Annotated in this window: 12 protein-coding genes and 1 pseudogene; 1 reads left to right on the forward strand and 12 read right to left on the reverse strand. The window is 38.2% G+C overall.

Translation table 11 applies throughout. The features are described 5' to 3' along the window. Positions 1-89: 89 nt before the first annotated feature. Together QUF91_RS16645 and QUF91_RS16650 are read right to left on the reverse strand one after the other, a co-directional pair. Entirely contained in the window at positions 90-656 is a 567-nt protein-coding gene (locus QUF91_RS16645) for a LysR family transcriptional regulator substrate-binding protein (RefSeq protein WP_289418615.1), read from the reverse strand. 14 nt (positions 657-670) lie between these two features. Beyond that, on the reverse strand, positions 671-973 hold the full coding sequence (locus QUF91_RS16650) for a LysR family transcriptional regulator (RefSeq protein WP_289418616.1): 303 nt from the start codon (positions 971-973) through the stop codon (positions 671-673). Positions 974-1096: 123 nt separating this feature from the next. Here QUF91_RS16650 and QUF91_RS16655 point away from each other — a divergent pair, with 123 nt between their 5' ends. Next, positions 1097-2122, forward strand: a complete 1026-nt coding sequence (locus QUF91_RS16655) for a DUF2332 domain-containing protein (protein ID WP_289418617.1) — start codon at positions 1097-1099, stop codon at positions 2120-2122. Positions 2123-2185: 63 nt separating this feature from the next. Here the strand turns inward: QUF91_RS16655 and QUF91_RS16660 are convergent, their stop codons facing one another. From QUF91_RS16660 to QUF91_RS16705, 10 genes and pseudogenes are all read right to left on the reverse strand, one after another. Further along, a complete protein-coding gene (locus QUF91_RS16660; RefSeq protein WP_285398351.1) occupies positions 2186-2752 on the reverse strand; it encodes an NADPH-dependent FMN reductase in 567 nt (188 codons plus the stop codon). 12 nt (positions 2753-2764) lie between these two features. Continuing rightward, on the reverse strand, positions 2765-3820 hold the full coding sequence (locus QUF91_RS16665) for an LLM class flavin-dependent oxidoreductase (RefSeq protein ID WP_289418618.1): 1056 nt from the start codon (positions 3818-3820) through the stop codon (positions 2765-2767). 15 nt (positions 3821-3835) lie between these two features. After that, complete coding sequence (locus QUF91_RS16670; RefSeq protein ID WP_289418619.1) at positions 3836-4777, reverse strand: ring-cleaving dioxygenase; 942 nt, start codon at positions 4775-4777, stop codon at positions 3836-3838. Positions 4778-4830: 53 nt separating this feature from the next. Then, positions 4831-5274, reverse strand: a complete 444-nt coding sequence (locus QUF91_RS16675; protein WP_285398354.1) for a MarR family winged helix-turn-helix transcriptional regulator — start codon at positions 5272-5274, stop codon at positions 4831-4833. A gap of 98 nt (positions 5275-5372) precedes the next feature. Then, positions 5373-5497: pseudogene (locus tag QUF91_RS16680) on the reverse strand (diadenylate cyclase); the annotation flags it as partial. Positions 5498-6205: 708 nt separating this feature from the next. After that, complete coding sequence (locus QUF91_RS16685) at positions 6206-6436, reverse strand: acyl-phosphate glycerol 3-phosphate acyltransferase (protein ID WP_285396202.1); 231 nt, start codon at positions 6434-6436, stop codon at positions 6206-6208. Between the two features lie 98 nt (positions 6437-6534). Continuing rightward, complete coding sequence (locus QUF91_RS16690; protein ID WP_289418621.1) at positions 6535-8529, reverse strand: methyl-accepting chemotaxis protein; 1995 nt, start codon at positions 8527-8529, stop codon at positions 6535-6537. A gap of 363 nt (positions 8530-8892) precedes the next feature. Then, complete coding sequence (gene rnz / locus QUF91_RS16695) at positions 8893-9825, reverse strand: ribonuclease Z (protein ID WP_285396200.1); 933 nt, start codon at positions 9823-9825, stop codon at positions 8893-8895. Positions 9826-9922: 97 nt separating this feature from the next. Beyond that, positions 9923-10759: a class I SAM-dependent methyltransferase gene (locus QUF91_RS16700; RefSeq protein WP_285396199.1), complete on the reverse strand. Its 837-nt coding sequence runs from the start codon at positions 10757-10759 to the stop codon at positions 9923-9925. Next, on the reverse strand, positions 10756-12255 hold the full coding sequence (locus QUF91_RS16705; RefSeq protein ID WP_289418624.1) for a cobyric acid synthase: 1500 nt from the start codon (positions 12253-12255) through the stop codon (positions 10756-10758). Before QUF91_RS16705 ends, QUF91_RS16700 begins: the two co-directional genes overlap by 4 nt. Positions 12256-12496: the final 241 nt, after the last annotated feature.

Below are 12496 nucleotides of genomic sequence, written 5' to 3' on the forward strand. Positions count from 1 at the left end.
CGTCCTGACGAATATACAGGGAATTTATTTTTAAAAAAAGGCATCCACAACTTTTGGTGATAAGCCAACTTCATTACGTTTATATTTTTTTACAAATAATCCCTCGTATGGAATAAGTTCAATAACTCTTCTGGTACCTGTACTGACTCCTTATAAAAAAGGTAGACAGGAACACTAGGCAATGCTATTTCATCGAAAGGAACGATGTTAAACCGCCCTTCCATACGCTCCCTTCTCACAATCATCCGTGGCAAAAATGATATACCGAGCCCATCTTTTATTAAGCGCTTTACGACATAAGATTGAGATATAGAAACTTGCTTCGTAACTACATATTTTTCCTGTATTTTATGTAATAAATCCCCCCAAATAGTCGGATGATGGTGCGTAAATAAGGTGTAGGTTTGAAATAATTCCTCATAATCAATATAAGCACCTGTCTCATCATCAAAAGCATCCAGTGGAATAACCAATTCTAAAGGACTCTCTACAACTAGCTCTTGGCGCCAATGTCGATAACGAGTTGGCAATAAGGAAATACCAATATGTGCTTTGTCACGATTGATTAAATCCTCAATTTTTGCTGAATCCTCCACTAGAATCGATATTTCAATGGACGGGTGTTCATTGATAAACTGATAAATAACATGCGGCAATATCGTTTCCACCATTAATGGAGTGTCATGGCAATAATTAGCTTTTCCTCAATTCCTTTTGTTGCTAACTGAAAACGTTCAATACTTTTTTCCCATTGATGAATGATTTGCTGAGCTTCTATTAGAAAAATCTGCCCTGCCTCCGTTAATTGCACCCGATTTTTTTCACGTTTAAATAATTTTACTTTTAAAAATTGTTCTAGCTGATGAATATGAACTGTGATACTTGGCTGCGATAAATGAAGTTCTTCTGCAGCCATTCTAAAATTACAAGATTTAGCTGCTACTATAAAAGACTGTATCCATTTATAATCCAAAATCTCACCTCATTAATTAATATTTTTAATCAACTTCATTAACTATATTTAATTTACTAAATTATCCAATAATAATAAACTTAAAATTAGAAAGATTATTTTTTTATAAAGGGGAGAAATAAAATGTTAGCGAAATTAAGTCAACAATTCCGTACTTTTGCAAAAAATGAATGTGAAAACTCAAGTCCACTGTATGAGCATTTAGCAAATAAGATTGCTGATGATGAAGAAATATTAAAAATTGCCACATTTATACCCCAAGGACAACCTGTACCTAATTTATTATTAGCTGGGGTTCATTATTTACTGTCATCATCACAAGACGAGTTAGTTCATTTTTATCCATCCTTAACGACAACGCCAAAATCGATAAATGAAGTATATCCTGTTTTTAGAGCATTCGTTTTGTCGCATTCAGATGAATTAAAGGCTTTATTGCAAGAAAAACTTGTCCAGACTAATGAAATTCGTCGTTGTTCTTACCTTTATCCGATGATGACAGAAATCTATGAACGCCATCAAAAACCGTTAGCCTTAATAGAAATTGGTGCTAGTGCAGGGCTTCAGCTTGGCATGGATCAATACAATTACTGCTATAATCAACAGCTTCATGTAACGAATTCTGATAGTTCTTTCGTTTTGTCATCAGAAAATCGAGGAGAATCACTGCCTGCCTCTATTTCGATCTCTCCTGTCGTTTGTCAAAGGATTGGTATCGATTTAAATCCAATTGATATCCATAATAAAAAAGAGCTTCAATGGCTCCAAGCATTAATTTGGCCAGAGCATCAAGAACGAAGATTGCTATTAAATCAAGCACTCCCTATTTTAAAAGAGCTCGATTTACAGTTGATAAAAGGAGATGGCATTAAACTTCTAAAAGATATTAGTAGAGAAATTAATCAAGAGGCAATGTTAGTTGTTTATCATACACATGTGGCAAATCAAATCCCAATGGAATTACGTCTAGAATTAATCGAACAACTAAAAGAAATAAGCATGGCACGATCGCTCTACCATTGTTATAACAATATATTTGATTCACAACTGCACCAGGATTTTATTGATCAAGGAGAAATAGAATCGATACGTATAATGGAACGCCCTGATGGTCATGCGCGGTGGTTTATGTGGTCCAACCAAAAATAAAAAGCATGAAAAGACGCTACATAAGATTTCCTCTCATGTAGCGTCTAAATTTTATAGTAATCTCTAAAAATCATATTCCGCATCTTTTTTCGCACGAATTTCTGCAAACGCTTCAGCTACCATCACTGTATCCTCAGCTAAACGCTCAAGGCGGAATAAGACGTCATCATTCACAATTTCCTTCCGCAAAAAATCCTTCTCCTCTATAAATACATATGTTGGAACAATATGTGCTTTCATATAAGCGAGAATTGGCTTTAACTGCTGCTCAATCATTAGATAGTGTTTAGATGTGCCCGCTGTAACAACCATACTCACCACTTTATCGCGAAAGGCATTAACCGGTAGTAAGTCAAAAATATTTTTCAATGTTGCTGGGATTGACGCTTGAAATGTTGGCGTTCCAATAACTATTGCATCTGCAGCCATAATTGTTTCAGTCACATATTTCGTATCCCCATCATATTCAAAATAATTACGCCCATCACTGAATTGCATGTTGTATTCAGCAAGATCAAGTAACGTTACTTCATGCTCCGGATATTTTTCTTGTAAAATTTCAACCACTTTACTAATAGCTGTTTTTGTTTTTGAGCCGACAATGGAACCGGCTAGTGCAACGATTTTCATACTGAGCACCCCTTATTTCGCTGTATATTTTCTGATTGCAGGTAGAATATCTTTCCCTATAATTTCAATATTTTTCATTAATTTTTCAAATGGCACACCGCCAAAATCAATTTGTGCCATAAATCGTTGCATGCCATATAGCTCGTATTGATATAGTAATTTTTCAATAATCTGTTCCTTACTTCCGACCATTAAGGCGTCACGTGTATCGGGCGCTTGCGCAAATTGTTGCTTTGGATAACCTGCGCCACGAATTGCTTGGAATCCACCATTTAAATGTGGATACATTCCTTGGAGCGCCTCTTTCGTCGTATCAGCTACATAGAATAAACTTGTCGTAGCAATCGGTAACTCTTTCGGGTCAAAGCCACTTCGCTCCGCTGCTTCTCTATAAGCATCTACTGATGGCTTGAAGTTAACAGCTGGCCCACCTAATGTCGTTAGCATCATTGGAATACCCATATAACCTGCTTTAATGGCACTAGCAGGGGGTCCGCCGACAGCTCGCCAAATTGGTAACGAGCCATTTTTCGGTTGCGGCAAAATTTGCGCATTGTGAAGCGGTGCACGGAATTGCCCTTCCCAAGTGACAAGCTCCTCTTCATTAATTTTTTTCAGGAGCTCTAATTTTTCCTCAAAAATCTCTTCATAATCCTGTAAATCAACGCCTAGTAATTGATATGCACCTACTCGTGAGCCACGCCCCGCAACTATTTCTGCACGCCCATCTGAAATTAAATCAATCGTTGCAAAATCTTCATATACACGTACCGGATCAGAGACACTTAGTACCGTCGCGGAGCTTGTTAGTTTAATTTTTGATGTAGCTTGTGCAATTGCTCCTAAAACAACTGTGTGTGCCTGTGTTGTAAAGTACGATTGATGACTTTCGCCTACACCAAATACATCGATACCTGCTTGTTCTGCTAGCTTACTTGCTTCTATTAGCTCCTGAATGCGTTGCTGAGCTGTGATACGTTCACCTGTTAACGGATTTGGGATATGATCACCTAATGAATAAAGCCCAAATTCAATACCCTTTGATTGATCAATACGATATTTTTCCATGTAGTAGTTCACTCCTTAATCTAGTGGCTCTAAAATAGCCTCAATTTCAGCACGTTTTTCTTCTAAAAATGGTGGAAGATCGAGCTCTTTACCAAGATCCTCTATTGCCGCATCAACTGTAAACCCGGGACCATCTGTTGCCATTTCAAATAAAATTCCATTGCGATCTCTAAAATAAAGACTTTGGAAGTAATAGCGATCCACTATTCCTGTACTATCTAAGCCTCGCTCCTTAATTTTGGCATCCCATTCCTGTAATTCCTCAACGTTTGCAACACGGAGCGCAAGATGATGAATGCTACCACGACCGGGCTTCTCACTAGGACCTTCTAATTCTTTAACGACAATCTCTCCTAGCACTTCACCTTCGATAGATTGAAGAACTGCTTCTTTGTCACTTTCTGCTACAGTTGTATAATGAAAAAGCCCTTTTAATAAATTCACTGTGCGATGCAAATAACGAACTGTAATTTCAACTGTCCCCATCCCTAAAATGCGATGTTCTGTAGGGATTTCGGAGCCGTCCCATGGTTGCCAATCGGCTGGCGTTTCTTGACCATGATGATTTAAAAGTACCATTCGTAACCCTTCATGATCCTCAAAAAACAAGGCATCTTTACCTGCATATGTGGTAATTTCACTATGTTGAACATCTAACTGTTGAAAACGATTTTTCCAATATTGAAGACTGTCATAGTTTGACACTAGTAACCCAATACGTGTAATGGCATTTGTGCCTCGAACTGTACGTCCTGCTACGGGCATTTCAAAAAATGTTAATTCCGTACCTGCCGCACCTGTTAAATCTCCATAAAATAAATGATACATAGATGGCGAATCTTGATTGACAGTTTTTTTCACACGACGTAATCCAAGAATTTTTGTATAAAAATCATTATTACGTTTACCATTTTTCGTTAGCATTGATATATGATGATGACCACTTAATTTGTTCATGAATGTTTCCTCCTTATTATCACTTGACTAAGCAAGTGAAAGTGTAAAAAAAATCACGCTGGTGGTAATTTTTTTTCACGACTATGCTTCTCTAGTTTTGACATAAGTGTATATAAAGATTTCATTTCTTCTTCTGTTAATACTTCTTCAAAAAATGAGGATTGAAAGTGTAGCTGACTTGGTGTCGCCGCATCTATCATCTGCTCGCCTTTAGCTGTAAGCGAGATTGTTTTCGTCTTCCAATTTTGTTTACGCTCAATTAGTCCCTCTTTTTCAAGACGAGCAAGCATCCGAGACATACCACCTTGCGTGATTATCACTTTCTCTGCTAGCTGTGATTGCGTTAACGGCGCATATGTCTTTATTTGAATAAGGACATCAAATTGTGCAGTCGTTAAGTCAAAGTTTTTTAAAAATTCATTGGATAGCTGGTTACTTTGATTTGTAAAGCGCATCATCCGAATCCATGTCAGTGATCCAAGCGTGTGTTTTCTCATCACTTCATCCTCCTTTCAATTATCACTTTACTACGCAAATGATAAACAAGCAAGAAAAATATCTTGAATTCGAGATATTTTTCAGTGTGAAGATTACACTATATAATGCCATGCGTAGTAATTGGATAAAGTTTCCTTGTAAGGCAAAAGAAATTCTCCCTGTTTCTTCAGACACCACTATGACGAGTGCATCACTTAATTCACTTAGTCCTAATGCTGCTCGAGACTGATTGTTGTGGTCTTGCTAGTGCTGACTCAAGTAATCCATGATCTTTAACACCAATTTGTTCATCCGCTGACAGCCATTTGAAAATTAATATAATGAGTCATCGATTGACTAATCCCTTCAAAGCCTTCTTATGAGCTTCCATTTCGTCGTTCAATATGTCAAAAAGTCAACATGAATACCCATAGCTCTATTGTAAGTTTTAGAGACTTAAAATCAGGCGTGTTGATTAGGAAAAAATAGGTTTATTATTGATCGATGAAAGGGTTTTTCTTGTTGCTATTTAGTGTCGAGCCCCAAAACAGAATCGCTAAAGCTACTTTCGTTCGTTTTATAGGAATACTTTGAAGATTTATCGAAACAAAATCGCCCTTTATCGAAACTTTTTGGGCTTTTATCGAAAAACAAGCTCTTTCTATCAAAGAAATCAACCACATGTTATGATGAAGAGCTTGTAGCTACGGGCTACTCGACGCTCGCTCGTAGGAAGCCTTGCTCTGTGCGAAAGCGAAGCGTCAGCGACAAAGCGAGGAGCCCGTAGCAATCAACAGACCTGACTTAAAATATAAATATTTGACCATTTCGCTTACATTCCAGCTTCGAAGAGAGGAAATTTACAACAGAACAAAACCATTAATTTTTCACACTTTAAAAAAACACGTATACCCATTAGAAATCTAACGAATACACGTGTTGTAATTTAGCTTACATATGTCCAGCACGAATTTTCTTCACAATGCTGAATGTTGTGTAGGCAGCAGCTGGTGCAAGCACTGCGATAAAAATAAGCCAAACCGTTAAGTTGTCCGTTGCTTTTAATGTGGCATAATTAGTTTTAACAAAAACAATAAGGCCAAATAGTAATAAATAACTCAGCACATTTGGAAAAATAACGATTAAACGTAATAGTGCTGGTGGCATTTTTTGCTGATTCATATAAACCACTCCCCTTTATTCAATTATACGCAAATCTACTATTAACTGCATTATATTTCTTTAATATTCCAAATCTTCGTTTTCACTATCTATTTTATTTAGACTTTATATTTGCCTGCTGATTGTTGTAAATTATCTGCTGTTGCATTTAACTTATCAATAATCGATGTCATTTCATTCATACTTACTGCTTGATTTTTAGCCTTTTGAGCAACATCGGCAACGCTTGCTGAAGTCTGTTTTGCCAATAATGATACATCTTCCATCGTAGCCGTGACTTCCTCTGTGCTGGCTGCGATTTCCTCTGTTGTACTCGATACTAAATCTACTTGTTCTGCTATTACTTGGACATCATTGTTAATGCCTTCAAAAGATTGCTGTGCTTCATGGACAACAGATCGACCAGCATTTAATACATCAGCAGTAGAATAAATGACTGATACAATGTTAGCTGTCTCCCTTTGTACATTCATCACAACTTGAGAAATACGCTCAGCTGCTAGCTTTGAATCCTCTGCCAATTTGCGAACTTCCTCTGCCACTACAGCAAATCCTTTACCCGCTTCACCTGCTCGGGCCGCTTCAATAGATGCATTTAGCGCTAATAGGTTTGTTTGTTCTGAAATTCCAGTAATGACATTTGTAAACTCACCAATCATGCCAGATAATTTTTCTAATTCTTGTGTACTTACTACCGAAAGATTTGTCTTTTCATGAACTTCCACTAATTGCTTTTGTAACTTGTTCATAATTTGTAAGCCATTATTCGCATTTTCTTCTGTATTGCGAGAAATGGTAGAAACCTCAACAATGGATTCGGAAATATGTTGGATACTGCGTGCCAATTCTTCCATTGATAACGCACTGTCTTCTGTATTTTGCTGTTGCGCACAAGATGCTTGAGCAACCTGACTAGATTCTTCCTGAATGATTTCAGATGAATCGAGTGTATGATGTGCATTTTCTTGAATTATGTATGTTGCCTCCTTAATTTGGCTAGCTTCCTGCTTCAATTCACGCATTATGAATTGAAAGTTTTCCATCATTCCGTTAAATGATACTACTAATTGACCAATCTCATCCTTAGAGTTTACATTTATTCGCTTTGTTAAATCCGCTTCGCCCTTACTAATGTCCTCAAGTGAATCGCGTACACTTACAATTCGGGAGACCTGTTTAGAAATAGAAAAACCAGTAATGACGAAAATGACACACACAACGATTAATGAAGCAATAATTGTTCCTATCAAAATATGTGAAAGTACTTCATTTGAAACAACGATAGCTAAATATGTACCATTTGATAACGGTTTTACGTATTGCGTAACACGTGTTCCATCATAACGTCCCGAAAATTCAGATGCTTTTTGCGTTGAAAATTTTGCTGGTAAAAAACCAATATCCGCTAGATTTCTTTCTGCTGTAGCTGCTATTGTTTCACCTTTGTCATTCACAACAGCTGCATAAAGGACCGTTGAGGATAATGATTTGTTAAGCTGATCAATGTAATATTCACTACCGATACTAGCCTCTAAATCTAATAGCTGCTGTCCTTGTCGAGCAACCTGTACAATTTGAGGTGCTGCTGGATTCCAACTACTTACCCCAACGAACTTGTAAAATTTATCGTCTACATCACGTATTTGCGCCTTCTGTACAATTTCTTTTGCACGTCCATCTAATAGCTGCATATATTCTGCGGCTTGTCCGTCTGGATCAGAACCGAAGTTAAAATCAATTTTCGGTGCTACAGAAGTGACGGTGGTATTTCCTTTATCATCCGTACTCCATATTTCATCAATGCCTCCACGTTCAGCAATCGCCTTCAAATCTTCATGTGTAGCGCCTTTATCGACAATGTAAGAAGCCATTACTGATTCAGCAATCATTTCCTTTTCCATTATTTCTTCCGCTTTTTCTCTTGATTGAATAGCACCCTCCATTCCCATAACGATGGAATTAGCGAGTGCCTCCCCGTTATTCTTTACACTTTTAGATGTTGCTTGATAAATATAAATAGAAAATGCACCGATAATAAATACGACAATGCACATGATTTCTAGCAGCATTTTCCATTTCATTGTTTTCCCCATCTCATCAATTCCCCCTAAAATATACGGTTATTTCCATTTCATCATACAATATCAATTTTATATATTTCATTACTTTTTTATGAATTTAATATAATAATTTTTAATAATAAAAAAATCGTCACAAATTTGTAGAAATTATATTATTTTTAAAATTAGGAGAAAACACTTAGACAAAAAAGACTATAATACCAGCAGTTTCATAAAAGAGGAGAAAATACAATAGAGTAACATAATTAGGACATTTACAAACAAAATCTTAATAATTAACAAATTAATCACACTAGTCTTAAAGTAGCGATTTAAAAGAAAGAACCTTTTAAATGACGAATCATCTAAAAGGTTCTTTCTTACCAAAATATTATTCTAGGATAATTTATTGTTATGCCATGTAAATATTAATTGATCGGATGTTAAGTAGGTCTGCGGGAAAATCTTCTGTGCTTCCGCTAAAAACAGTGGTAAATCGTGAGGTAGGAAGCGGGCACTTAAATGGTTCAGAAGTAAATAGTTTACTCCTGCTTGTTGTGCCACCTTTGCCGCCTCGACATTTGTAGAGTGTCCGTAGCTGGCTGCTAAATCTGTCGTAGTACCATCAAAGGTCGCTTCATGAATAACGATATCTGCTCCATTAGCTAATGAAACAGCCTCTGGACAATATTTTGTATCCCCTAAAATAGTGAGCGTAAAGCCTTTTTTAGGGGGAGCGACAACATCTTTCGCATAGACAATGATGCCATTGTCGAGCTCCACATCTTTCCCGCTTTTTAATTGCCCAAGCAAAGGTCCTTTTGGAACACCAAGTGCTTGCGCTTTTGCCAGTAACAGTTCACCAGGCAAGTCCTTTTGCTCAATACGGTAGCCAAAGCATGGGACTACATGCCGTAATTCACTTGCACTCACTGTAAACTGTTCATCCTCATAAATTACACCTTCATGGACTTCAACAAAATGTAATGGATAGGTTAAATGCGTCTTTGACAAGGCAAAGGTTTGCTCAATCCATTGCTGTAAACCTTGCGGGCCAAATATTGTTAATGGCTCATCCCCACCTTGAAATGAACGAGAGCTTAAAAAGCCAGGTAAACCAAAAATATGGTCACCATGTAAATGTGTAATGAATATTTTCGTTACTTTACGGGGCTTTAAGGATGTATGCAAAATTTGATGTTGGGTCGCCTCTCCACAATCAAAAAGCCACATTTCCCCCACTTCATCTAAAAGCTTTACCATCAGGGCACTTGTATTTCGTTCCTTTGAAGGCATTCCTGCGCCTGTTCCTAAAAAATGTAGTTGCACATATGCCACCTCACTTCTATATCTATCGCTCTATTGTACCTTATCGTTCACAATAAGAAAAACCTTTGGTGACTAGCTTTCTCCAAAGGTTTTGATATTATTTAGGTTCCCATGATACGAGTGCCGCATGGAAATCATGGCGATAATAATACCGCCCATTCTTTTCTTCAATAAATGGCATGAGCGACTCCTCAACATGTGCTCTATTAAAATTAGTATTTAATATTTTTTTACTTTGAGTTGTTATAAGCTGCTCATAGCTTTCGTATTCATACACTCTTTCCAATGGGATGATTTTGCAATCTGCGTAAATATCCATCTCATATAGCAAGTTTAAAAATTCTATATAATCTCTTCGTGGAAATTTAATATCGTAGCCATACTTTTCGTACAAAATTTCATAATGGGGTTGAATCGGCCCTGTTGTCATGCCAATAATTGCACGTTTTTTAGCTAGACGATTCATATGGTAAAGGGCGGATTTAATGTCATACATACGATAAAAACAATTGACACCGATGACGATATCGTGCGCTTCTACTTCATCCTCAGTAAGACTTTCCCACTTCGCATGAATATAAGACACATGCTGTTTATCCTGCATGCAATTTTGTAAATAGCTAAGAATGCTTTCTGAGCTATCTATACAAGTTAGCTGTCGCGCAGTATTAGCTAGCGGAAACGTATAATTACCCCAGCCTGGACCAATTTCCAATACAGAATACTCTGGTTGAATAGTGTTCTTTATTTCTTGGAAAATTCTCGCAGCATAAGGATCTGTTTGCCCAGTCTTTTTACGTGCAATTGACTGTGCCCAAAACTGCTCCTCCAACTGATCATTGACCATTCTTTCAGGCATATGACCATGCCAATCCTTCATACCTTCCTGCCATAATGCCTCATAATTAATGGCTAACGGTCCTTTTCTTGTCATACAGATACCTCTATATTCATTATTTCGTATACTTTTTTCATATCGAGATTAGCACGGACATGCTTTGCCAGCATATTGTAAGCGTCCTCTCTACGTTCTGCATCACTTTTTACATCGCTCGGTAAAGTAGCGAGCCCTTTTTTCACGCGTATGTCATTGACAAGCTGTCGTGTAAAGGTACGATTATGGAATAAGCCGTGGAAATATGTTCCGATAACTTGATCATCAACACTTACTGCCCCATCCCCTCGACCATCCGCAAGTTGTAAAAAAGGTGAAACCTCGTCTCGTAAAATTTTTGTACGTCCAAGGTGAATCTCATAGCCAGTAAACGTATCTTTTCCTCTTGTTCCTGTCATTTGAACAGTTTTTTTATCGCCAACAAAAACAGTTTCCATCGGCAATAAACCTAAACCTTGCGCTGAATCGCCATTCCCTTCTACTGCATCCGGATCTAATAACGTTTCGCCAAGCATTTGGAAGCCACCACAAATGCCAATAATTTTTGTGCCGCGTTCACGTAAATTAGTTATCGCTTGGTCGAAGCCTTGTGCCTTTAACCACGCTAAATCATCTATTGTACTTTTGGTTCCAGGTAGTATAAGTAAGTCAGGCGTACCAAGCTCATTGACATTACCAATTAAACGTACACCAACCTCTGGCTCATCGAAAAATGGATCAACATCTGTAAAGTTAGAAATGCGCGGTAAGCGAATCATAGCTACATCCACTGAGAATTCCCCAGGCTTTGGCTTTTTAAAGCGTAAGGAAGATAGTGCTAGCGAATCCTCAGCCTCAATATTGACATCTACATACGGCACAACACCAAGTACAGGAATGCCAGTTTCTCGCTCTACCCATTCAATACCATCATCAAGTAGTTCACGCATCCCTCTGAATTTATTAATGATTAGTCCCTTTACACGTGCCCGTTCAGCATCGTCAAGTAATGCAAGTGTTCCAACAATCGATGCAAATACCCCACCCCGATCAATATCAGCAACTAGCACAACAGCTGCATCTGCTAGATGAGCCATGCGCATATTTGCAATATCACGATCCTTTAAATTGATCTCTGCCGGGCTTCCCGCTCCTTCAAGTACAATCACATCATATGTATTTTGTAAAGTTCGTACCGACTTTTCAACGATCGGCATCGCTTCTTGTACGAATTGATTACGATAGCTTTTGGCGTCCATATTTAAAAAATGCTTACCATGAACAATCACTTCCGATACCATATCCTGCTTCGGTTTAAGCAATATAGGATTCATATCCGTAGTTGCGACAACACGTGCCGCCTCAGCTTGTACCCCCTGTGCGCGACCAATTTCTCCGCCATCATGAGTTACAAACGAGTTAAGGGCCATATTTTGCGATTTAAACGGTACTACCTTTAGCCCATCATCCGATAAAATACGGCATAGCGCAGTACAAATCATACTTTTCCCAACATCAGAAGCCGTTCCTTGAATCATAATAGATTTTGCTGGCATAGTCTTTTTCCTCCGTATTTATAGTTAAAGCGCGGGAGCAGACTTTACTTCGCGGGTGTTTCCCTGCAAAGCGCAGGGATTCTGCTCCGGGCCGCGGGTATTTCATCACAAATCGCGGGTATTTCTCCAAAGCGCGGGTATTTCTCCTCGGGCCGCGGGTATTTCACCACAACGCGCGGGTATTCCGCCTCGTTCCGCGGGTATTTCTCCAAAGCGCGGGTATTCTGCCTCGCTCCGCGGG

It is taken from the genome of Lysinibacillus sp. G4S2, assembly GCF_030348505.1.
GTDB lineage: Bacteria > Bacillota > Bacilli > Bacillales_A > Planococcaceae > Lysinibacillus.

What these genes read in the sequence shown, in the direction of transcription:
- QUF91_RS16655 (WP_289418617.1), top strand. Translation starts at nt 1,097, where the DNA reads ATGTTAGCGAAATTAAGTCAACAATTCCGTACTTTTGCAAAAAATGAA.
- QUF91_RS16660 (WP_285398351.1), bottom strand. Translation starts at nt 2,752, where the DNA reads ATGAAAATCGTTGCACTAGCCGGTTCCATTGTCGGCTCAAAAACAAAA.
- QUF91_RS16665 (WP_289418618.1), bottom strand. Translation starts at nt 3,820, where the DNA reads ATGGAAAAATATCGTATTGATCAATCAAAGGGTATTGAATTTGGGCTT.
- QUF91_RS16670 (WP_289418619.1), bottom strand. Translation starts at nt 4,777, where the DNA reads ATGAACAAATTAAGTGGTCATCATCATATATCAATGCTAACGAAAAAT.
- QUF91_RS16675 (WP_285398354.1), bottom strand. Translation starts at nt 5,274, where the DNA reads ATGAGAAAACACACGCTTGGATCACTGACATGGATTCGGATGATGCGC.
- QUF91_RS16685 (WP_285396202.1), bottom strand. Translation starts at nt 6,436, where the DNA reads ATGAATCAGCAAAAAATGCCACCAGCACTATTACGTTTAATCGTTATT.
- QUF91_RS16690 (WP_289418621.1), bottom strand. Translation starts at nt 8,529, where the DNA reads ATGGGGAAAACAATGAAATGGAAAATGCTGCTAGAAATCATGTGCATT.
- QUF91_RS16700 (WP_285396199.1), bottom strand. Translation starts at nt 10,759, where the DNA reads ATGACAAGAAAAGGACCGTTAGCCATTAATTATGAGGCATTATGGCAG.
- QUF91_RS16705 (WP_289418624.1), bottom strand. Translation starts at nt 12,255, where the DNA reads ATGCCAGCAAAATCTATTATGATTCAAGGAACGGCTTCTGATGTTGGG.